This window comes from Chitinophaga sp. CF418, from assembly GCF_900142925.1.
In the GTDB taxonomy this organism is placed as follows: Bacteria; Bacteroidota; Bacteroidia; order Chitinophagales; family Chitinophagaceae; genus Chitinophaga.
This window is the reverse complement of sequence record NZ_FRCN01000015.1, coordinates 72763-97241: the sequence shown is the minus strand read 5'-3', so window position 1 is coordinate 97241 and position 24479 is coordinate 72763. Positions and strand designations below refer to the sequence as shown.

At 45.3% G+C, this 24479-nt stretch carries 15 protein-coding genes; 3 read left to right on the top strand and 12 right to left on the bottom strand.

The annotated features are described in order from the left end of the window. Positions 1–96: 96 nt before the first annotated feature. The 3 genes from F3I09_RS28130 (at position 97) to F3I09_RS28120 (ending at position 2895) form a co-directional block, all read left to right on the top strand. Positions 97–843 (top strand): DUF1003 domain-containing protein, encoded by a 747-nt coding sequence (locus tag F3I09_RS28130; RefSeq protein ID WP_149698391.1) that lies wholly within the window; start codon positions 97–99, stop codon positions 841–843. A 171-nt stretch (positions 844–1014) separates the two neighbouring features. After that, positions 1015–1698 (top strand): response regulator transcription factor, encoded by a 684-nt coding sequence (locus tag F3I09_RS28125; RefSeq protein WP_106600547.1) that lies wholly within the window; start codon positions 1015–1017, stop codon positions 1696–1698. A 150-nt stretch (positions 1699–1848) separates the two neighbouring features. Further along, on the top strand, positions 1849–2895 hold the full coding sequence (locus F3I09_RS28120) for a cell wall metabolism sensor histidine kinase WalK (RefSeq protein WP_188133985.1): 1047 nt from the start codon (positions 1849–1851) through the stop codon (positions 2893–2895). A gap of 3 nt (positions 2896–2898) precedes the next feature. On the opposite strand, the gene F3I09_RS28115 is transcribed toward F3I09_RS28120, so the two are convergent. The 12 genes from F3I09_RS28115 to F3I09_RS28060 form a co-directional block, all read right to left on the bottom strand. Beyond that, entirely contained in the window at positions 2899–4206 is a 1308-nt protein-coding gene (locus F3I09_RS28115; RefSeq protein WP_188133984.1) for a porin, read from the bottom strand. A 72-nt stretch (positions 4207–4278) separates the two neighbouring features. Then, positions 4279–5763 carry an MBOAT family protein gene (locus F3I09_RS28110; protein ID WP_149698389.1) on the bottom strand — a complete coding sequence of 495 codons (1485 nt, stop codon included), beginning with the start codon at positions 5761–5763 and terminating at the stop codon, positions 4279–4281. After that, positions 5760–7034, bottom strand: a complete 1275-nt coding sequence (locus F3I09_RS28105; protein WP_149698388.1) for a GDSL-type esterase/lipase family protein — start codon at positions 7032–7034, stop codon at positions 5760–5762. The genes F3I09_RS28110 and F3I09_RS28105 overlap by 4 nt, the downstream gene beginning before the upstream one ends. Further along, a complete protein-coding gene (locus tag F3I09_RS28100; protein ID WP_149698387.1) occupies positions 7006–8433 on the bottom strand; it encodes a hypothetical protein in 1428 nt (475 codons plus the stop codon). The genes F3I09_RS28105 and F3I09_RS28100 overlap by 29 nt, the downstream gene beginning before the upstream one ends. 44 nt (positions 8434–8477) lie before the next feature. Further along, positions 8478–9008: a glucosaminidase domain-containing protein gene (locus F3I09_RS28095; protein WP_149698386.1), complete on the bottom strand. Its 531-nt coding sequence runs from the start codon at positions 9006–9008 to the stop codon at positions 8478–8480. A 210-nt stretch (positions 9009–9218) separates the two neighbouring features. Then, positions 9219–10967 (bottom strand): aspartate--tRNA ligase, encoded by a 1749-nt coding sequence (gene aspS, locus F3I09_RS28090; RefSeq protein ID WP_149698385.1) that lies wholly within the window; start codon positions 10965–10967, stop codon positions 9219–9221. 87 nt (positions 10968–11054) lie between these two features. Next, complete coding sequence (locus tag F3I09_RS28085) at positions 11055–12110, bottom strand: FAD-binding oxidoreductase (protein WP_149698384.1); 1056 nt, start codon at positions 12108–12110, stop codon at positions 11055–11057. Between the two features lie 27 nt (positions 12111–12137). Then, positions 12138–14510 (bottom strand): ABC transporter permease, encoded by a 2373-nt coding sequence (locus tag F3I09_RS28080; RefSeq protein WP_149698383.1) that lies wholly within the window; start codon positions 14508–14510, stop codon positions 12138–12140. Positions 14511–14514: 4 nt separating this feature from the next. Next, on the bottom strand, positions 14515–15909 hold the full coding sequence (locus F3I09_RS28075) for an alpha/beta hydrolase-fold protein (protein ID WP_149698382.1): 1395 nt from the start codon (positions 15907–15909) through the stop codon (positions 14515–14517). Between the two features lie 194 nt (positions 15910–16103). Further along, complete coding sequence (locus F3I09_RS28070) at positions 16104–16820, bottom strand: HNH endonuclease (protein ID WP_149698381.1); 717 nt, start codon at positions 16818–16820, stop codon at positions 16104–16106. After that, a complete protein-coding gene (locus F3I09_RS28065; RefSeq protein WP_149698380.1) occupies positions 16817–18124 on the bottom strand; it encodes an AAA family ATPase in 1308 nt (435 codons plus the stop codon). Before F3I09_RS28065 ends, F3I09_RS28070 begins: the two co-directional genes overlap by 4 nt. 98 nt (positions 18125–18222) lie before the next feature. Further along, positions 18223–24342, bottom strand: a complete 6120-nt coding sequence (locus tag F3I09_RS28060) for an alpha-2-macroglobulin (RefSeq protein ID WP_188133983.1) — start codon at positions 24340–24342, stop codon at positions 18223–18225. Between the last annotated feature and the right edge of the window lie 137 nt (positions 24343–24479).

The window sequence follows — 24479 nt, the reverse complement described above, 5'->3', positions numbered from 1 at the left end:
TAAAGCCAGTATAGCAAATTTACTACCAAAATACCACAGCTCCGCATTTCCGGCCTATTAAGCGTACTTTTACGCCTCCAAAACAGTGAGTTTCATATGCAAACGTTTATTAGCGATATATCGGGAAAATCGTTCCCAACTTCAGAAAAAGTACACTGCCGAAGCGTCAGTAAAAATATCCTGGAGCTGGTTCAGAAAGAGTATCCACATATCACCTCCACATCCCACCTGGCCGTTTCCGAACTCAATGAATACCGGCAAAAATACCTGGAACACCTGTTTGCCAGGGAAATAGGAGAATTGACCGAAATGGAAAAGATGGTCCTGCAAAAACTGAAAGAGCACGAGACCCTCACCGATAAACTGGAAGAGACGGATAATCCTCTCAATTTTACCCTCGGTCAGCGGTTAGCAGACAGAATAGCCATTTTTGGAGGCAGCTGGACTTTTATCAGCCTGTTCCTGCTGTTCATCCTGGTCTGGATAGCCATTAACATATACTGGCTGACCAATAAGGGATTTGACCCCTATCCATTTATTCTGCTGAACCTCATTTTATCCTGTCTGGCAGCGTTGCAGGCGCCTGTCATTATGATGAGCCAAAACCGGCAGGAAGAAAAGGACAGGCAGAGATCTAAAAATGACTACATGATCAACCTCAAATCTGAGCTGGAACTAAGGATCCTGCACGAGAAAATAGATCATCTCATCATGCACCAGCAGCAGGATATGATGGAGATACAGCAAACACAGCTGGAAATGCTGAATGAAGTGAATCAAACATTAAAAAGAATGTCCGGAAACCATAATAATCATCGACATACGGATAATGATAAGGTGTAATGATACTATCATAACATAAACTGTCCCAAGGAAAAATAACGTACTTTTGCATAACCGGTATTCCTTTGCTGTTGTGCATTACATCCGAATTAACAATTAGATAATGTTAACTTTTCATTAATAGCGGAGACGACGTTATAATTTTGTGCCGTCTTTAAAAAGTCAATATATATGATAGACCAAGCGGTTGCAGGTAAAATATTGGTGGTGGATGACGAGATCGATATTCTGGAAATCATCAGCTATAATCTTAAATCAGCCGGATATGATACGATCACGGCTAAAGATGGCAGCGAGGCTGTTCAGAAAGCGAAAGTATTCCGCCCCGACCTTATCATGCTGGATATCATGATGCCGAATAAAAACGGTATTGATACCTGTCGCGAGATCAGGAAGATCCCCGAATTTAAAGATACCATGGTGCTGTTCCTCACTGCACTGAATGACGAAAAATCAGAGATCGACGGTTTGAACATGGGTGCTGACGACTATATTGCCAAGCCTATCAAACCAAAATTGCTGGTAAGCCGCATTAACGCGCTTTTCCGCCGCCTGCACAAACCTGAAGATATGCAGGTACAGCTGGGCGATCTGATCATTGACCGCGAAAAATTCACAGTAACATACAAAGGCCAGGAAATCATCCTGGCGAAAAAAGAGTTCGAACTGCTGCAACTGCTGGCGTCAAAACCCGGCCGTGTATTTCTCCGCAATGAGATACTCAATCAGGTATGGGGTACAGAAGTAATTGTCGGCGACCGTACCATCGACGTGCACATCCGTAAAATACGCCAGAAAATAGGTATTGACCTCATTACTACAGTGAAGGGCGTGGGCTATAAGTTCGAAATGTAAACCGCACCAGCTCACAGGCTTACCATTTAACCGCTATTTCTTCTACTCAGAGATACGCAAACGGGCATTGCGTATCCAGCTTTGTGTGTTATGTCAAGTGAAAAATTTGGTTTAATTTCCCGCTATTATAACGATTACTCATTATGGAGTATGTTTAAAGCCAAGAATCTTTCTCCACAAAAACTGGCAGGATTTACTGCCCTCATACTTTCAGTTATTATCACACTGGGCACCCTGTTGATTAATGCTCATTGGAAAATAGTGCTGATTGCGTTTGTACTCACCTTCCTGGTGTCATATTACCTGTATCTGTATACCCTGCAGAACTTCATTTACAGGAAAATAAAGCTCATTTACAAATTCATTTACCAGACCAAGGCCTCCAAACGGGAAGAGTTCTTTAACAAGAACATCCTGCCGCTGAAGACCATTGAAGAGGTAAGTGAAGATGTGGAAAAATGGGCCAGCCAGAAGAAGGAAGAGCTGGACATGCTGCGCCGTAATGAAGAATTCCGTAAGGAGTTCCTCCTCAATCTCAGCCATGAACTGAAAACGCCCATCTTCGCCGTACAGGGATATATTCATACCCTTCTCGACGGTGCATTGGAAGACCCGAACGTCAATAAGATCTTCCTGAAAAATGCTACCAAGAACATTGACAGGCTTTGCCGCCTGATTGATGACCTGGATGAGATATCCAAGCTGGAAAGCGGGGAAATGACCATTAACGGTGAGAATTTTGTTATCCAGGACCTTATCAGAGATGTCTTTGACACCTTGTCACTTAAAGCCAATACCAAGGGTATTAAGTTTAATGTGAAGAAAGGCTGTGAAGCGCCGATCCATGTGCTGGCCGATAAGGAAAAGGTAAGGCAGGTCCTGATCAATCTCGTGGACAACTCCATCAAATATGGCCGTCCTGACGGACATACAGTGGCCAGTATCTACATAATGGACGATAAACGCGTACTGATCGAAATATCAGATGATGGCATCGGTATTGCAGAAGAACATCTGCCCCGCGTATTTGAACGTTTCTACCGTACAGACAGGGCCCGTAGCAGAGATATAGGCGGTACCGGTCTGGGCCTCGCGATTGTAAAACACATCGTGGAAGCCCACGGTCAAACCATCAACATCCGCAGTAAACCGGAGATAGGTTCCACCTTCGGCTTCACCCTGGAGTCCGGCGAATAAACCTTAAAAACGGTATTGGAGCCTGCAGGTGAACACATTGTCCGGTAGGTCCGCGGTATAACCCTCCAGGGAAGTGGATTCATTTTTAACAAAATCATAGTACAACATCACCTTCATATTCGCATTGAAATAATGCACCAAACCGGCGCCCAGGGTATTATACCGGATGTCTGCCGGGCTCATTCCGCTATTTGCAGCACCAATTTCCTTTCCTTTTACTTTCCTATTGGGATCGTACCAGTCGTATTTCACTACGAAAAGGTCCATTGGGCTGCCAAGGTTTTGTAACAGGTACAGATAAGCTCCATCAAACTTTCTGATATAAAGAGGGGCATTCACACTTCCATTCACAGGTATCGTGCCGGGTGTTTCAGAAGTAGATGCCGTTGCAGTTTGTGTACCACGCATATATTCCAGCCTGATCTCTGTAGCACCCTTATTTTTCCCATTAGGTACCCTGAGCTGAACATCTGCGCCATAATAGTGACGGGGAGCAATCTTGCCCTGGTTAGTGGCTGAAGAATCCACATAATATGCCGACTTTCCTGCAGCCTGCCCCATTTTGTAAATATACCGGGTGAATTGTTCCATTCCACCGTACAACATGGATACTGCCCCCGACAAGCGCCAGTTTGCGCTGTTCAGTTTAACAGGTTTTACCGCCACACGGGTAATGAAGTCTTTATGGCTGTCAAAGTCACTGGTAGCTGTCAAACCCTGTCCGTTAAACAGACCGGCGTCAATCCTCAGAAATCTTAAAGGGTGGTTGGGACGACGGGGTTCAAAAGAAACCATAGCGCCTATATCACGTTCCGTCTTCATCAGGATCTGTGACATACGTCCTCTTTCGGGTGTTTCACGATCTCCTGAAGAAAGGTTCACTTCATAACTGAAAGGACGGGCAAACATACCGGCAGCCAATGAAAAGACATCCCACTTATTCTCGAAAATACGGCCAAAGAAATCACGGATAAATACCCCTCTTTCTGTACCATCAAATTGGAAGGCAAACTGTACCACAGGCATATGCGCCTCGTCGTAGCGGGCATAATCAAGACGGAAACGGCCACGACGCAGGGTAAACCTGTTATCTACTTCTTTAGGAAAGTTTCCGCCGGCATAGCTTTCTATTCCTTTTGAGCTGGCATACTGGAACTGGGGCTGAATATACCCGCTGAAACGCACTGCGTCATACTTCTGATACAATGAAAACATACCTTTCCCTACGCTGGTAGTGGTATCTATCATGTCCATCAGAAACTGTGCTTTGGCAATACCGGAAGATAACAAAGGCAAGCAAATGATTGCCATATGTTTAAGTCGCATTCAGGAAAATTTGCGCAAAACAACGGAAAAAGAAAATGATAACAAAAATATAACGCGTTAAAACTGCAGATAAATAGGCATCATCGGTTGAGAAGACTTCACCTGGACCAATAACCAGATAAATACCACCATGATCACAACGCTACCCACTACAGGAACGCGGGATAAAGCCTGCTCCGTGAACTGCTCGGTACGTTTGGGCAGAAAATGCAGGATGAAGCCCAGCAACATAACCCAGAATACTGCTGTGTAACCGTTATACAGCTCGAGCCATACTCCCGGCTGGAAGTCATACACGACCTGGTGCAGCAGTGCCCAGGAATCCTGAAAAGTAGCCGCCTTAAAGAACACCCAGCAGAAGCATACAAAGTGGAAAGTGAGCAGTATACCGCCTATTTTCAGCAATGTAGCCGCCCAGCCGCTTACTACGCTTCCCCGTTTCTTCAGCCAGTCCAACCTTACTTTATCCACCGCCAGCGCGCTGCCATGCATAGCTCCCCAGAAAATGAAATTCCAGCTGGCGCCATGCCAGAAGCCGCCTATCAGCATGGTTAGCCCCAGGTTAACATACTGGCGCACCTTGCCTTTACGGTTACCACCCAATGGGATGTACAGGTAATCTCTTAACCAGGAGGAGAGTGAAATATGCCAGCGCCGCCAGAATTCTGTAATACTGGAGCTCTGGTAAGGAGAGTCAAAGTTCGGCGGAATCTTAAAACCGGTCCACCGGGCGATGCCCAACGCCATATCAGAATAACCGGAGAAGTCGCAATAGATGATCATAGCATAACCATACACACCCAACAGGCATTCCAGCCCTGTGTGTTTGGAGGGATCATCAAAAATATACTGAACGAAGTTCTGGTTAATGAAGTCTGAGATCACCACTTTCTTGAACAATCCCCCTATGATCAGGTACATACCTTTACCAATATCTTCGGAATCAAGCACATAGGGCTGAGATATCTGCGGAATGAAGTCGGCAGCCCTCACAATCGGTCCCATCATCAGCTTGGGGAAGAAAGACAGAAAGAACAGGTAGTCCATAAAATTGTCTACCGGCTTTATTTCCCGCCTGTACACATCAATAGTATAGCTCAGGTTTTCGAATGTATAGAACGAAATACCAATAGGCAGGAGTAGCTTCAGTGGCTCTACCTTACCCAGGTGCAGATCGTTGACGATTCCAATGAAGAAGTCGGTGTATTTGAAGAAGAACAGCAGTCCCAGGTTGAGAATAATACTGATGATCAGTAATCCTTTTTGCTGCCGCTTACTCTCCGAATCGTAGATGTACCTGGACAGGTTAAAATCGACGATAGCCGAAAGGATCACCAGTCCCACATACATGCCGCAGGCCTTATAGAAAAAGTAAAGTGAAAAGATAGTAAATACCCATACCCTTCCCTCTTTGCTCCGGCCTACCGCCAGATAACATAGCAGGAAGAAGGCAAAGAAATAAAAGAAAAAAGCGCTGTTGAACAGTATAGGATCATCTTTCTGGTAAAGTAAGATATCCAACAGCTTATTCACATCTATCATTCGGCTAGGTTTTTATGGGTCTTTTCTACTTTTAAAAATTTATCATAGCTATTACGTAGTGCCTCATACAACAGTTTCCCCTGCAACTGGTAACCCCTTGCATTGAAATGGATATGATCTCCGGACCATCCGCCGGCAAAACTTTTTGCCATTGCTTTGTTCACACCATTAAAATTCCAACAGGCCAACCCATTTTCCCGGCAGTAACTCATGATCTGCTGAGTCACAACGGCTATGTAAGGATTAGGATAATATGCTACACGGTAATAGGTTTTGTATTTCTTCCCCACTTTTCTCCTGTACGGCCGTTTGCTCACACGTTTGCACTCCGGTGGCGTTGTCAGTACAATAGACGCTTTAGGCTGATATTTCCGGACCACCTTCACTGCCTCGTCAATCTGTTCGCGGAATGCTGCCGAATTCAGACTGCCATAGGCTTCATTAGTACCAAGGGATATGATCACCAGCTGCGGTTGTATCACTTCCATTTCTGCTATCAGTGTACCGTTATTCTCATTGTAATGCTGATACATGGCGCCATTGATACCTACAGCGCTGTACAGCACTCCATTGTGCCCATTTTGCAACAGGGCGCCATAAAACCGGAATGGTTGTGCATTCTGCCTGTCCCACCTTACCTGGAAAGCCTGAACGGGCGACGCAAATGTCAGCGATGCCTTTCTTAAGGTAGGGGCAGCGCCTTCGAAGGGGGCAGTAGAAATATCCACACCAGCTCCGGGTACACTGATGGTAGAATCGTCAGTGCCCGGATCAAAGAACAATTCGGCCTGGCGGATATTGTTATCCATCCGCTCATCGTCCTGCCGGCCATTGAATGCCAATGTTGGCGCATCATTCCTGGAGGTCAGCACTATTGCGCCTGGCCCCAGTACATCCGTAGATTTATTCCTGTCTATAATCCTGTCCACGTCCCATCTGCCAGTACTATTCCAGCGATAGTCGGAAGGACCATTCGTATTAGCGAGATTATACGGGAATACCCATCCCCTGCCGGCGCTTCCAAAATCCTGTTGCAGGAAGAAGGCTGTCGTGAATGGAAAAAAGCCCGCTTGTATGTGAGAATCGCCCAGATGTAAAACGGATATAACATCACTATCAGATTTATGCAGGGCTGCAAAGAAACGGTACAATGACGTATCCTGTGATATGCCGTTGTTTTGCCCCACAGCAATACTGCTGATGGTGGTCAATACTCCCGTGAATAAACTGATAATCCCTTTCTTACTCGTGTTCCAACTGCTTATATTCATCCATCATCGCTTTATACAGCAGCGCTCCCACCCTGGCCGCTCCCTGTCTGTTAAAATGAGTGTAGTCCTTATTCGCCAGCACCGGATCGCCTTCTACCCAACGGATCATGGAGTTCTCTCCACCCATGGCAGCATACAGGTTCCAGTAAGCAGCGCCATGTGCCTTGGCCAGTTCATGCTGCACCTTCAGCAATGCGGTCACACCTGGTGCGGTGACATAATTTCCACTTTTCTTGTATGATTTATCGGCTGTACTTATTACGAGAAATGAAGCATTTGGCAGATCATTACGCAGGGAGTCCAGGACTTTTTTCATAGGACTTCCATACCATTTATAGTCGGTCAGTTCAGGCTTCCACAACACATTTGCGCCATAATGCAAAACGATCAGGTCATAGGGATGTTCAGACTGCATTTGCTGCAACAGCTGCCCGGACAGCTTACCGAGCTCTATTCCGCTGATACCACGGAATGAATAGTTATCTACATACACACCGGTATCTCCTTCAAAACATACGCCATAGAACGGCGCTGCACTACCACCAGCCCACTTGATCATGACCTGTTTGGCGGAATCCAGGTGAAGGGACAGCTTATTGACAGCCCTATTTCCGGAAAGTGCATATGCTTTGTCATTCACTGAAATATTACCGGAAGAGACAGGACCATACAGCACGCTCACCTGTGCAAACCTGTTCAGGCCGCGCTTTTTAACTGGCTGATATTTGATCCAGCTGGCCCCTCCGGGCACAAAAGTATGTCCTGAAATACCCAGGAAAAGATTGGAAGGCGGCAACTGTTTGTAGCTATAGTCTTTCCAGTCTTTTGAAAAAGTATGTGTGATCGTGGTCCGGAATCCGGCCACTACTGAAGTAACCGGTACAAACCCCACACCCTCTCCGCCAAAAAGATACTGCAGGCTGTCCCGCAGGTCTTCTGTGATCAGGTCTCCTTCTATCATGGAATCGCCAAAGTAAGCGATACGTACTTTCTTTCTTTTCTTCGCTTTCAGCTCATCCAGCGCGAGGAGGAAGTGTTGCAGACCTGCTTTGGCAGTGCTGTCAGCTCCTGCGGGAGGCAGGTAGTTGATAATACCAGTATAGGTAGCAAAATTAAATAAGTGATCAGGGTCTGGTATTGCAGGCAATGCCGCTCCTGTGGAATCAGTAGCAACTGCAGTAGTATCTCCGGGTAAGTCAGCTGCTATCAGCGTGCTGTCAGTATCGATATCTTCAGGGGCAACCGGGGCATCTTTTCTTACGTCGGCTAAAAGATCCAGGGGCCGGGTTGTAAAATCATTGTAGGAGAAGCTGTTATTTACCAGTGACAGCGCCACTAAACATAATAGAGTCCCCGCGATGATGTAAAAAGGATAGGCAGATTTGTTTTTGCCGGGCATAGATTACGGAATCTGATTTGTTTGTATAAACTACAGACTATAAATTAACTCCCCGTATATGCCATTTGCTCATCCAGTTTGTATAATTTATAGCGATTGATCATGCTTGTTACTCTTTTCACCCATTCATGTCCTGCAGTGGAATAGCCTGCATGATTCATATGTTTGAGCCAGAGTTTGTATTCAACGTTTCCCTTCATTGCAGGGAACCATTTTTTGTGGGTTACCATATTGGCAAAGTAGTCAAATGAAGCCTCTGCGTTGGCAAACTCTTTATACCGTGAGCGATAGGCGGCTCCTTTTTTCTTGCGGAGACTATTACGTCCCACAATTCCAAAATGGTTATACAACAATCTTGCATTCTTACTTGTCCCCATCCCCGATTCCAGCATAGCAATACCTAATATCACACTTGCAGGGATACCTTTCTCATTCATAATGCGCATAGCAACCGGCTTGTATTTATTCACATAGTTAGTGGCATAACGTTGTGAAAAAGCAGTACTACTGATAAACAAAAGTATACCCAACAAAGCACAAAACCATCCCCTGCAAAACATTTTCTTAGATGTCATGGCAGAATTGTTTTTTGTACTGGCAATATAGTTGAAATAATTGTACAATATGACGATAACTTATTAAAATTTACTAATCTATTCTTTATTTAAATCCTGTCAATTAGATGCATTCCTTAGTTTGCACCAATCCCCCTTAACACCGTTTTTACAGCATCAAGGGGGATTCAGTTCTATTTTGCTACCCACAAAGACAAAGTCCGTGCCAATCTATTTCACCAGACCGATCTTTAGCTCATTCAACTGAGCCTGGTCGATGGCGCTAGGCGCGTCCAGCATGACGTCGCGGCCGGAATTGTTCTTAGGGAAGGCGATAAAATCACGGATTGTTTCACTACCACCCAGCAGCGAGCAGAGGCGGTCGAAGCCGAAGGCTATACCTCCGTGTGGAGGTGCTCCATATTCGAAAGCACCCAGCAGGAAGCCGAATTTGTGATTGGCTTCTTCGGGACTCATACCCAGCGCAGCAAACATTTTTTCCTGCAGGTCGCGCTGGAAAATACGAATGGATCCACCACCTACTTCTGTACCATTCAGCACTATATCGTATGCATTTGCCTTGATGTCTGCGTACTTGGACAGATCAGCCATCCAGCTGATGTGTTCCGGCTTGGGTGAAGTAAAAGGATGGTGACGGGCTACCCAGCGGTTTTCCTCTTCTGCATACTCAAACAATGGGAAGTCGATCACCCACAACGGTTTAAATACATTTTTGTCTCTCAGACCCAGGCGCTCACCCATTTCCAGGCGTAACTCACTCATTGCCTTACGGGTACGTTCTTCTTTACCGGCCAGCACCAGGATCAGGTCGCCTGGCTGCGCCTGGCATTTTTCGGCCCAGCCTTTCAGTTTCTCTTCATCAAAGAACTTATCAACCGAGCTTTTTATTGTTCCATCGGTATTATATCTGGCATAAATCAAACCGCTCATGCCTATCTGCGGGCGTTTTACCCAATCAGTCAGCTCATCCAGCTGCTTACGGGTGTAATCTGCACAGCCTTTTGCACAGACAGCAACTACCAGTTCAGCCTCGTCAAATACTTTGAAGTTATTTCCCTTAACAGTATCTGACAGGTTCACCAGCTTCATTTCAAAGCGGATATCCGGCTTATCGTTACCATAGAACTCCATGGCATCTTCCCAGGTCATACGGGGGAATTTGCCATCGAAAGTGATCCCTTTGATCTCCTGGAAGATATACTTCAGCATATCCTCAAAGTTGTTCAGGATGTCTTCCTGCTCCACAAAGCTCATCTCACAGTCTATCTGGGTAAATTCCGGCTGACGGTCAGCACGGAGGTCCTCATCACGGAAACATTTTACGATCTGGTAATACCTGTCGTAGCCGCTCACCATCAGCAACTGCTTGAACGTCTGCGGAGACTGTGGCAGTGCATAGAACTCATTGGCATTCATACGGCTAGGCACCACAAAGTCGCGGGCGCCTTCCGGAGTGGATTTAATGAGGAACGGCGTCTCAATATCCATGAAGCCCCTGCTATCCAGGTAGTTACGGGCAGCCCTGTTCACGCGGTAGCGCAGTTCCAGGTTCTGCTTTACGATATTACGACGCAGGTCGAGGTAGCGGTATTTCATACGCAGCTCATCACCACCGTCAGTATCGTCCTGGATGGTGAAAGGAGGCGTTTTGGCGCTGTTTAATATTGCAAACTCCCCGATAGTGATCTCAATGTCACCGGTAGGGATATTTGGGTTCTTATTAGAACGTTCGGTTACAGTACCCGACACCTGTATAACGAACTCACGACCCAGCGGCTGATTATCCAGCTGCTGATTCAAAGACTCTCCAAACAACAGCTGCGTAACACCATAACGGTCACGCAGATCCACGAATGTGATGCTTCCGAATTTCCTGACTGCCTGGACCCAGCCAGACAATGATACCTGTGTGCCTTTATGCTCCAGTCGTAGTTCGCCGCAAGTGTGCGTTCTGTACATATACTTATATTATAAAGTTCAACTTTTTGTATTTCCGGGGGTCGAGGCCCAAACGGTCGGCAAAGATACATTTTGCCGCCTGCATTTCTATCCCCTGTACCTGTTAAAAAAGCGTTTAATATCTGTATCCGCCTGCAGTGGCTCACTTTGAAGGACATGAGCAACAAATTCAGCTGCCATGGCGGGAGCCAGGGAAGTACCTTTGGTTCCCAGCCCATTAAATACGCCCAGAGAAGGATACGCGGGGTGTAATCCCATAATCGGACGGCGGTCGGTACCTGAAGGCCTCACGGCGGCCAACTGATCCAGTACCTGGTAAGGGACCTTCAGTAATTGCTGCAGGCCTTTTTCCAGCACCTCCCGCTTCTCGGCTGTAGGAGCTTCATCGGGGTAATCCCAGGCAAATGTAGCTCCTACCCAATAGGTATCTTCCCCTTGCGGAACGAGCGATACGCTCCTTTTGATAATATCAGGAGTAGAAAAACCAGGGATCTGCACCTGCAGGACTTCCCCTTTATTTAACAGAAATGGGATGTAATTAAACCAGGGGTTATTCACAATGGCTGCGCCCTCACAAAAGATCAGGTAACGGGCGCTGATGTCAGCATATTTTACGCCTTCGGGGCTGATTTCCAGGCCGGATAAGTCCAGCCTTTCCTCCCGCAGACTGTTATGACGCTTCAGATAATTCCTCCAGGCGGGTAAGAGGTTATGTAACAATACAGTAGCCCCTTTTACAATGGCTGCCCCAAAGGGCTGTTCCAGCCATTGCCCGTAAGCATTTACTTTTTCCTCCGACGGTTCTTCCATATAAGACAACCCGCTGGTACGCTCCATAAAGGCTTCCTTCAGCTGCTCAGAAGGTAATACATTATAGATATCCCGGGGTTTGAATACCGGTACTCCAAGCAATTGCTCCAGCCCCCTGTACACCTGAACCGCCACAGGATAGATCTGGTCATATTGCCAGGCTACTGTGAAGCGACGGCCGGAAACAGGGTTGATCACGCCTGCCGCTATCAGCGACGCACTACCAGGTTTATATTCATCCATGACCAGCACAGACTGTCCTGCCTGCATCAAGGTGTAACTTAACACGGTACCCGCAATGCCCTGCCCTATGATCAAAAAATCTACTTTCATTTGGGCTGCAAAATACGATACCGCTGCTTATTCCGCTTTAAGGCTTTTTATAGGATTTGCCAGTGCTGCTTTTACAGATTGGAAACTGATCGTGATCAATGATATGAGCACAGCTGCGATACCTGCCAACAGGAATACCCACCAATGAATAGCCACTCGATAAGCATACTGCTGCAGCCAGGAAGACATCGCCCACCAGGCCAGCGGGAAAGCTACTGCACAGGAAATGATCACCAGTTGGAGGAAATCCCTGGACAATAAGCTGGTTATACCAGCTACACTGGCACCGAGTACTTTTCTGATGCCAATCTCTTTTGTCCTGCGTTCTGCCGTATAAGCAGCCAGGCCAAACAAACCTAAACAGGAAATAATAATAGCCAGTCCCGCAAATACGCGTGATAATCTGTTTACCAGCATCTCTGCCTGGAACATATTATTGAACTGATCATCTACAAAAGTATATTCAAACGGATAGCCAGGGTTCGCTTTGGTTATTACTTTTTCGATGGCAGCTACTGCTTTTACAGGATCAGCAGTCCCCTTTATACGCAGGTACATAATGTTCCCCAATTGTGTCATATTATAGAACAGAACAGGATCCGGCGAGGCATACATGTCACCATACACGTAATCTTTTACTACACCTGTGACTGTCAGGAAAAGTGACGGACCATTGGTCGGCGCCTCAATCTTTTTCCCTAATGCGCTTCCTTCTCCCATCATTTTGGCCAGGGAAGATGTGATAATAACGTTCTGTGAATCTGTGTTCGCTTCGTTAAAATCCCGACCTTCAATCAACTGCATTCCCATAGTGGACATAAATCCTGAACTCGCCAGTCTTGTAGAGATCAGTATATCACTATTCTCTGGTTTGCCCTGCCATTTCAACGCACCAGTGTTGTTGCCACCATAAATAGTAGTATGATCTGACAAGGCGACATTCTCCACCATCCCCGTATTCAACAGATCCTGCCTGATAGCGCTGAAATTATTCAGCATATTTGCTTTCAGATCTATACTCAGTAAATGTTCTTTATTAAATCCCAGGTCTCTGCTTTTTACATGTTGGATCTGCTGATAGATGACTGCGGTACAAATGATCAGCATAATAGATATGGAGAACTGTAGTACTACTAAGCCTTTCCTGATAAATGCGGCTCCTCCTGTTTTTGTTTTCAATCCTTTCAATACCGCTACAGCATTAAATGAAGAGAGGTATAAGGAGGGATAACTTCCTGCTACAAGCCCGCAGATGAGCGTAATCACCAGCAATGCCAGTATATGTACCGGTTCCTGCAATCCCAATGTCAGGTTCTTTCCCATCAAGGCATTTGTTAGAGGTAGTACCATCCATATGACCAACACTGCCAGTACACAGCTAAACATTGCCATTAGTAACGCTTCACCTATAAACTGTACAATCAATCCGCGCTTACCGGCCCCCATCACCTTACGTACCCCTACTTCACGCGCCCGCTTTTCGCTGCGGGCAGTAGCCAGGTTCATAAAATTGATACAGGCTATAAAGAGAATGACCCATGCAATGAGAGAAAACATACGAACATAGGTGATACGTCCTCCGACCTGTTTTCCATTCTCAAAATTCCCGTGCAAACGCCAGTCATTCATACTGAACAGGAACAGATGATTAATCGCTTGGGGATTTTTCTGCTGAATAAAATTGTACAGCTTTTTATCAATTGCCGCCGGATCCGCATTAGGCTCCAACTCTACATATGTATAAGGTGAATTACTTAACCAGTCGGATAATGATTCTTCCCTCCGCTGGAAATAGATCTGGAAAGGCGCCACCCAATCAAACTGCAGTGTCGAATTTTCAGGCATGTCTTTCAGCACACCAGTTATCTCGTACTCCTGCTGATTATCCACCTTTACTCTTCTGCCAACGATATTTTTATCATCACCAAAAAACTTCTTTGCCGTCTTTTGCGTAATCACCATTGTATTAAGATCCTTAAACGCAGTTTTTGCATTCCCTTCCACAAAGGGCAATGTGAACATATCAAAGAGCGAAGGATCTGCATATCGGCCGCTGGCATAAATTGCCTTCTCACCTATATTGAACAGCAAAGAAGCCGCAAAATCTGTCATGCGGCAGGAATTGGCGATACCCGGGATTTCTTCTTTTATAGCAGGCCCCGTCAACCCCGGCGTGGAAGAGAACGTACGGATACTTCCTTCATAATTCCAGTTCGCCTGCAAAGAGTACAACCTGTCCTTCTTCACATACGTGTTGTCAAAATTAACTTCGTCTTCCACCCATAAAAAGATCACACCTGCACAAACAATCCCTATCGCTAACCCGAAAATATTCAGGAAGCTATAAGTCTTATTTTTCCAAAGATTACGCAGTGTGGCTTTCAGATAGCTCTTAAACATCTTGTTATTTTTTGTGGTTGCCTTTTCCGGTATGATATTGTATGTCTGTAGGGATTGACGATGGATCTTCTTTTCCGGGCGCTAAAAACAACAGCCTGGGTATATTTGCGCCAAGGCTATAGGTCATATCTAATTGATAAAAACCTTTATCCAATGGTACAATATAAGACTGATCATCATCATCGTCCTTATTTGCTTTATAATCGATCAATACATGTTTATCCAGAGATAAGGTAGCATCCACACCCGGGCTTATTCCAAAAATATAGTATCCTGGTTCTTTCAATTCTATAAAACCAGTAATCTGACCACCCAGTGTATCCAAACCTCCCTGTAATATTTTCTTTGGTTTATCCGTTCCATGCCACATCTCTCCCATTACAAAAGTCCCTTTTTTTGTTCTCGCATATCCATCCCTTGCCGCCAGCACTTTTACCGTCAGTTGCACAGGCACTGTAATTTGAGACTCACCCGCTGTCAATCTGGGCGATGCTGCTGTAGGTTCGGTTCCGTCTGTTGTATAATGCACATCCAGATGTTCTTCAGGGAAGCAATACAGGTTAAATGGTTTGTCTTTCAGGATAACGCCTGACATCGGATGATAGCCGAGGTCTCTGGTCATATAACCATTGTATGTGTACTTAAATCCATCATACACAGTTTTAAAGATCATGGAATTGTGTGTCTCTCCGCTATAGACCAGGGTCTTCCAATGCAATGCTGCTGGCGCCTTTACGTGAAAGATGGAATCCATATCCTTAATGCCCATTCCCTTCAGCGGCTGTCCCTCTCTTCCGGTGAACAATAATGTTCTATCCGGATTAGGTAAAGATGGCAAACTGTCTCCTGCCATTTTCATCAGGAAACCATTTCCCCACCAGAAAGCAGGATCCGCCAGTAAGTAAGACTGGAATAGCTGCGGCTCTTTAAAAAAGGCATAGAGGCCAAATAATCCCCCCAGTGAGCCACCAAAAAACGTTCTATATCCTTTAGTCGGATATTTCTTTTCTATGTAAGGGATCAGTTCAGTTTTCAGGAATGACAGAAAATCGTCTGCCCCTCCGGTTAGCTTATTATCAGGGATCTTGTATGGCGTAAAGTCCCTTATACGATAGTTTTCTTTGTTTACATAAGTATTTGGCAGACTTACAATAATATTCGGCGGCATGAACTGGATCTCCGCGAAACGTTGCAATTGTGCTACTATCTTCGTGTTCCACTCCCCATCTGTTACATAGGTCACTTCAAATCTTTCCCCGGGTTTGTATTTATCCGGCATCACCACTTCTATTTTTCTTTGTTCTTTCAATATATTGGAATAAATAGAATCTTTAGTGATCTCCTGTGCAGAGACAGTGAAACATGAAAGGATGAGAAATGCAGTGACAATCTGTTTCATAGATGGATCAATTTTGGAGTGACAAATAACAGCTTAAAAATAGCAATTACTGTCCGTATTTGTAACTCATGGGGAATGTGATCCTAAAAGAATGCCACGTCATCACATTATTGATTATCAATTATTTAATATAATACTGGAGAAGATAAGTGTCCGGTTTTGATACAGGGATGTCCGGTTTCAGAAAAAGCAAATTATACCGGATCTTCCGTATTTTTCGGATTACGGGGAACAGGACTGCAATTAACAGCATCAAAACAGCTGGTCGCCGTTCCGGGAAAAGACTGAATTAGTAATTCCCTTACGGCCCTGTGCTGATGATAGACAGCATACCAGACAGAGAAAAAACCTCTCTGTCGGGCAAATGAGACAATATCTTCAGCGTTCAGCCTTCCTGATTCGAAATCGGGTAAATATTTAACCGCCAACTCCCAGGCTACCCTTCTGTGGTTCCATCTGGTATCATTAGCATTATGCTTCGCATATTTGATGTTACCAGGGAATTTATCCAAACCAACAAGGTTTAGCATCGTTTCTGCGGCTATCGCAGATGCACCTTCCAGCAACGGATTAACACTAACATACCCACCTTCCTGATAAGTGAAAGAGAGAAAAGTGTTATTCCTATGAGGAAAATGCGTTGCATTCATATCAACCGCTTTAGAAGCCTTATTATCTCTTCCATTACACCTGCCACATGCCAGTAGAAAATTATCCCAACTACATTTTAAAGCAGAATCCTGATGCCGGGAAATAACATGTTCTACTTCCAGATCAGAGCTGAACACTTCACAATAGCTGCAATAATATCCAAGATTATTTTCGAGGTCACCTCTGGCAAGACTATGCTGTTTATAAACTTTATTGCTGCCATTTACTTGGGGGCAACCAAACTTTTCTACAGGTCTCATAATCCTTTAGCCTTTCTTTCAATTTTTAATGATGCTACAAACGCCGGATCTTCTCCAAATCGCTCCTCCAATTCATTTAATTGATTCCTCAATTGACTTACGCGTTCATCATTATCACTTGTATTTCCTTCCTGTATTAACTCAAAATATTCCTCTGCAACCTCCTGCATCTTTAAAAACTCGATACTCCTGGGCACATTCTCTACTCCCATTTCCTCCGCCGCCACAGCCTCAATTGTTTTTCTGAACGGATCACTCCCTTTTTGTATCTCATCGTCGATAATGATCAACTCCTCGGAACGTATACTTTGTACAATAAACGCCGAGTGAGTAGTGACAATAAACTGAATATTGGGGAAAGCCTGTTTAAGATCCCTGATCACATGCCGCTGCCAATTAGGATGTAAGTGCATATCCAGTTCATCTATCAGCACAACCCCCTTTGTCTGGATAATCGCATCGCTGCCCAAATACCCGTTAAGGATCACGCACCGGAAAGCTAGTTCCGCTACCAGATTTAACATGGCAATAAGTCCATCACTCATATTAGAATGAGTTTTTCTGCCAAAATCCTTATCGTCAATTTTAACAACTGCTTCCAATTCTCTATAATGAGTATTGAACCCAACATCTTCCAGATACGGAATTGCTACAGAAATGGCTTCAAACAAAGCTTCCCTTGTTCCTGCAAATTCACGGTCATACTTCAACTCATTATCATAGTTATATAACCATTCTATCACCCCATCGAAGTCCACTTTATCAGAAAGCGCTGCCAGATAACCCTTTTCCATCCGGCTCCTGCGTTCCTGCGCCCTTTTTCCCTTCCTCTGCTGCGCCATAGTGCGCTCAGTCCCAAAACTGGCGACCACCGGCAAAACTGCTCCGCTGATCTGTTTTCTCTCTTCCAGTATTCCGGCAACAGCATCCATTAATTCCCCGACATGCTTTTTGCTATGACTTGTCATTCCATTTGCCAACATTACCCTTGACCATTCAATCTGATCACTATTAAACTGTGAAAACACCTTGATTAAGGTCTCCTGTTCATTGGCACTATAGTCCCGATCACCGTCATTCCATCTTACAAACACCTCCTGCTTTCTGAACTGACGCCTGTAAACAGCCGACGCTGGTATTGGCAAACATTGCAGGTATGCGCCCAACGCTACCTGCAGTGCATGCAATAAGGAAGACTTTCCTAAACTATTATCTCCTATAACGACTGTGAATCCCGGGTTAAAAGAAATCTCTTTCTGCTCAAATCCTTTAAAATTCTGGATATACAGATAATTGATCAGCATGAATGTGAATTATGGAGAAGCAATATAACGATAAAACGCTGATCTGGAGGGCAAAACCCTTTCCAGATCAGCGTTTTATCACACTGAAATTATAGTGATCACTCCACTACCTTCACCCTTATCCCCTCACTATGCGCACTAAATTCCGGCGCATACATACACTGTGCAGTAGTGATACCATTACTGAAATTACCCTGATGTGTCACGAACAAAGTATACTCAAATACATAAGTCCCCTTTCTCAAACTGCTAAAGAAGAAATTAGTACTTGCATCCTTAGTGCTTTCATAATAACTCACACCATTCTGCCACTTACATTCGCTGATCACATTCTGCGGTTCAAAACAAGCTGCACGCATGTCTTTCAGGTGTATATACTCCATATCACGGTCTGATTTCATCACAATACGCACTTTCACTTTATCCCCTACTTTGAGACTGTTGCCATCTTCAATAGCAGTCAGCACAGGGCCATTACTTGTATTCCTTTCTATGAACAATTGTTTCTCCAGTTTCAACGGAGTTTCTGCCGGAGTGATCTTATCCAACTGTTCGAAATACTGCCAGTATACAGCGCCCCAGGATGGCTGACCTTTACTGTCTTTTACCGTTACGGAGATGTTACCCATAGCAGGTTTCACTTCATTGGTATTGAAACGTTTTTTAAAGTAACCGGTCCCGGCCTCTGTTTTCTCCTGTGTACTGCTCACGGTAACACTACCTGCTTTGATATCTATCTCCGGTGTAGCTGCTAACCAGTTGCTACCACCCAACAACATTGCATAACATGCATCAGCTGTCGCTTTAGTAGTATTCCAATTGTTGGTTTGTTTATTTTTCAGCAACCATGTCTTCATATCACCAACAGCTGTAGTATCGTTAGTCACTTCTTTGAAAGCAGCGATCAGCATCGCCTGCGATTCCACAGGTGCCTGATACCACCAGTAACCACCGCGCAGCTCTTTCCAGCTCATGCCCAATTCATCATTGGTAATAGCGCGTTCTTTCAATGAGTTGATGATCTCAGTAGCGGTTTTAACATCGCCTCCTTTCTTCAGTACAATTGCCAGCATTGCCTGTGGATATACATCCATTTTCATCCAGTATTTCTTAGCCTGTGTGAGATAATACTGGTATGCTTCACGGTACTGAGCAGGAAGTTCTTCACCTTTAAACAGACTGCGTGTATACAGATAATGTGCTTCAATATACCCGATCTGCTGAGCGTTCATATCTGCCTTATCTTGTTTCAGACTGCGATAAGTTACATCAATCGCTCTGTCAATATAATTGAGACCTTTGACGATCATGTTTCTTGATTCACCCATGTCCAGCGTTTTCCATGCACCCACTTCGCGTAAACGACCGAAACCTGCGATGATGTACTGTGTGATGTAACGATCTTCCCACATACCATTAAACCATGGGAAAGCACCATTAGCCATCTGACGCTCCTGCAACTGATTCGCTGCTCTTTGCTGTTCGCTGCTCATACGTTGCAGATCGAACAGAAGGGCGATGCGTTTTTTCTGTTCCGCTTCATTCTTTGCTTCCAGTACCCATGGAGTTTCCTGTAACAATACGGCTTTCAGCTCTTCATTCTTCTGAAGATTGCTCTGTAATGCAGAAGTATCAGTAGTACGCCATTTCTCGAATATGTTCTTCACACCTGGCAATGCATTGGCAATGTAAGTAGCCAGTGTATTTGCATAGAACCTGTTGAAGATCTGTTCGGAACATTCATATGGATATTCCATCAGGTAAGGCAATGCCTGTACGGCGTACCAGGCGGGATTACCAGAGAACTCAAGTGTGAAAGAATGCTGTTGTAAAGTTTCAGACTCACCACTCTTCAGCAGCTTAGGCATGGTGAATGTACGGGTACCATCACCACGCATAGACAATGGTAATGTCTCGGTTACCAGCATATTGTTTGTCAATACCGGCAGTGCATTTTCCTCACCATCACTATAAATGCCTGATTGTGCTACCACACGGTATACCAGTGAACTATTGAAGTTGAATGGGATCTGTACGGGGAAACTCACCGCGGTGCTCTGCCCTTTCTCTACAGTAAAATGCTGTACAGGGAACAGGTTCTGCAACCATCCATCCACCGGCTGCATAGTTGTTGCATCCAGCAGTTCCAGTCTTGCTTCTCCTTTCTGTGTGCTGTCCGCCAGGTTGCTGATCTTTGCAGAGAACTCTATTTTGTCCCCTTCACGCATAAAGCGCGGTGCATTAGGCTGAACCATCAGCGGCTTCTGTGTTACAATGCTGGCTTCTGCCATGCCGAAAGCAGCATCTTTAGTATGTGCAAGAGACAGGAAACGCCAGCGGGTCAACGCTTCAGGTACTGTAAAGTCGAAGCTGATATTACCATCTTTGTCTGTATGCAGTTCGGGCAGGAAGAATGCTGTTTCATTGAAGTTTTTACGTGGCTGAATATTGTCGGCAGGTTTAGTCGTACCACCACTTCCCTGAGCCAATGATTGTTTTGCATCGTCTTCTGCTTTCTCTTTTTTAGTACTGTCCCATGAAGCGACTGCCTTGTTCGCAACAATTTCTTCATCGGCCTTTACCATCGCCGGCGCCGGCATGGCCTTTGTCATAGCAGCTTCAGCCATCACTCCCGGAGCTCTTCCAGCCAGTACACCACGTATTCTGCGCAATCCTTCCGAATACCCCACAATGCTCACTTCCTTATCGTCCAGCAATATATATGCGCCTGTCAGGTACCAGCCAAACCAGTTCAGGTTATCATATGCGAAGGCTGGCACTTCGGGTCTGCTCTTACGGGTAATATCATCCCGGTTGATAGACATTGTCTTCTTGAAATTATCCTCGGCTACCCAGAAGCGGAAAGCGTCCAGCTGCGGTGTTACTGAGGGCACATACCAGTCTTGCCTGCGGAATTCATCCAGAGACGCATCAAACATAGAAGCCACCATTTCGGCAGCTACCTGCTCTCCTTTATAGCCCTTAATCCTCACCTGCCACTTCTCCTTTTCACCAGGCAATAACTTATCACGATGAGAAGCAATCGTTACATCCAGTTGCTTATTGGACCATGGCACATTTACTGTTTCTGCCAAAGTATATACCCTGTTATCTTTCACAAAAGCATACTGAAACACCACATTGCCTCTGTCGGTTTCCAATGCCGTATAGTCCCTGTTCTCAATCGTTCCGTTGATGTTAAAACTGCTGAATGTCTCTTTATTCTCTGATTGTGTTAACAATTGCAGTACATGTACATCCGTGGCTGAAGAACCAATGCGGATCTGCTTTTTCTCTCCCGGCTCTACACTCTTTGTATCCGCATATTTCCATGCGTATACAGGATAAGACAATTTCTTCTCCGACAGATCTACTACTTCAAATACCTGTTTCTGCACTACTTCCTCACCGTATTTATCTTTGGTGCTAGCTTTCAGTTCATACCATCCCGCAGGTAATTTTTCTTTCGCGAGACTGATATTACCTTTTTCACTGGTCGTAACAGATTGTGTCAGTACCGCCTTTTCCCTTGTCCAGCTTTCATGGTTATCTTCGTCATTATAAACATCATGCGGGAATGCTTTTTCATACTCTGCCTGTGGTATTACAAACTGATCAGGTTTAGCCCAATATCTGCTGCGCAATAAACGTGCAGGTGGTTTTACAGGACTTACATTCACTGCTACTTCTGCAGACTCGAATGAGCCATTAAGATTTTGTGTAATGATCTTAACAGAATCCAGGTCTTTCTGTAATACAGTAGCCGGCAAAGCCACTTTTATTTCCAGGGCCTGGTAGCCGGCGCTTACCATTTGGTCTTCGCTATGTGTCTCTCCGTTGATATCAGTAACAGTAGCAGAAACAGCATATGTAAATACAGGCTTCAATGCAGCAGGTACTTTGAGATCAGGCAGGGCAGGGAAAGTAATATTGAAAGTACCATCCGCAGCAGTCTTTACTTCTCCATGAATGATCTCACGGGACTCACTCCGGAAAGGCATTCTCCACATCAGCCATGGATAAGGGAAACGAGCCCTCCTTGTTACGCGATATTGTACCTGTGCTCCGTCTATGTTGTTACCTGCATACGCCAATGCTTTACCCCTTACTTTCACGGAATCATTCACGCGGTAAGTACCTTTCACCGGCTCAAATTCCACATAGAATTTCGGACGCTTGTACTCTTCCACCTGGAAGGCGGTATACGCTATGCCACCGGTTTCCTGCAGATGGAATTCTCCATTCAGGCGTCCGGTAGGCAGTGTGAACTTACCAACGTAAGCACCGTATTCATTCGTTGTTACTTTCACCGTATCCACCAGCTCTCCGTTCACATCATACAACTCAACGGTTGTTTTCAGTCCTGGCATCACTTTGCTCTTTGCACCACCAGGATTGGCAGTCAGCACAATACCTTTAAAGTAAAGCGTCTGACCAGGACGGTAAATAGCCCTGTCTGTGAAAATAAAGCTGTTATGCTGGTCTTTTAACTCATTTGACTGTTGCTGATACTTATAGCTGTATACGTACTTAAAATCGTCTATAAACAGCTGATCCTCGCCATTCTTCCATTCCAGTCTTACATTCTGACGTTTGTTATCCCATTTTACGTCTATAATACCGTCTTTGTTGGCGGTGTAAGTCTGCACCTGTGTTAACTTACCGGACCGCCCGGATTCATTCCGGCCCCAGACTGTCAGCTTTGTATCCGGCAGCGGCTGACCGGTTTGCCTGTGTAATGCGTAATACCTGCTGGTGATATCATTTCCGTCGTATTCACGAAGTATATAACTGATGTTCGACACATGGATGAACTGTATCGCCAGCAGATTCTCACGCAGACCAAAGTCCTTGTTCACACTGGCCAGCAGCATATATGTACCCAGCGGTAAAGCATCTATTTTTATCTCTGCAGCATGCTCCCTGAAATCGGCTGATCCTGTCAGGGACTGTTCCCATGTTTTCAATGGCTGCTTACCTACGATTGAACGCCAGTATTTATTGGTCGTATCCCGGTAGTCTTCCTGTGCCTCGCGCAGCGAGTTACGGAAAGCCTCATCTATACGTACAACTCTTACATAGATCTTATCTGTATTCCGGTAGGTCACCAGGGTGCGGAAAGGCATTCCCGGCAGATTGACCAATTCCGTTTCCAGCCTGAGCTCCTTTGCTTTGATGCCCTGCAGCAGATCAAAACAGCTTGCGCCGCCTACAGAAACAGGAGCCAGCGCTATCGCCTTTTCACAAAGTGTTTTCGCCAGCTGCATAGCTGCCGCAGGAGTCATACCTTCTGCTACGCTCGCTTCTTTCTTACTTCCTTCATTAAAGTAATAATAGGCCAGCAGGGACATCACCTGTGTCACCTCTTTTTCCCCTTCATAGGCCTTCTCCTGGACCTTCAGCAACTTTACATACAGCGCTTCCTTATCAGGCATCACTGCTACCTGGTTCATATAGGCCGTTCTTTCCAGATCAAGATCCAGCAGTGCAGCCTTGTCACCTGCATGGAAACGCATCAGGTCCTGCAGCAGTAACAAAGCCTTATATTGAAGGGAGGCCGAATCTGTAGTAACAAACTTGTGTTGCATGAAAACATCCGCAGTAGCGAAAGCAGCGGGATCTGTCAGCTCAAACTGATTTTCAGGACTGGTGATCTGGCTCTCGCCAGACTTATAATAATCCAGGGCGCGATGTGCGACCAGGTCATACAAAGTAGGACGCAGTTTCCGGCCATTCCCCTTGCCGGCTTCCAGGATATCCTCGTATTTGCTGATATCCATCTTCTTGAGCGCAGGAACATCCTGTAAAGAGGCTTCATAAGCAGCGGTTATCTCCCGGTGAAGACGGGCCTCACTCCAGGTAGAAACATCTGTCGAAGTATCGCCTTTGATATCTGTACGCTCGTATAATTGAAACCTGTTATTTTCCAGGTAACGCTGCAAGGTCTCCCCCTGCAGACTTTTCATAATGGCCCGGGCAGTTGGCGAAAAAGACTGTGTATTCCAGCTCACATTCTTGTCCTTTTCATTTTTCTCCGTCTCCAGGCTGGCCACATACTTGATGCGGTAGAAGTAGGTCTTCAGTAACTGTACCTCATTCTGTTGCTTCGCAGCATTGTCAGAGATGACGTCGAGTTCCAGCAAAGCTGATCTGAACAGGCCTTTTCCATCCAATTCCTGTACCTTCTTCCAGTGGGTGTCATAGTTAAACTGGGCCATAACAGTTTTACAGCTTAAAATTGAAAAAATAAAAACAGCTACGATAAGACGCATATGGGATAGCATTTGAATTTCATTTATCTCCGGAATAGGATGCGAAAAAAACGCCTATTCCACAGGGTTCTGGTATAAAAGTC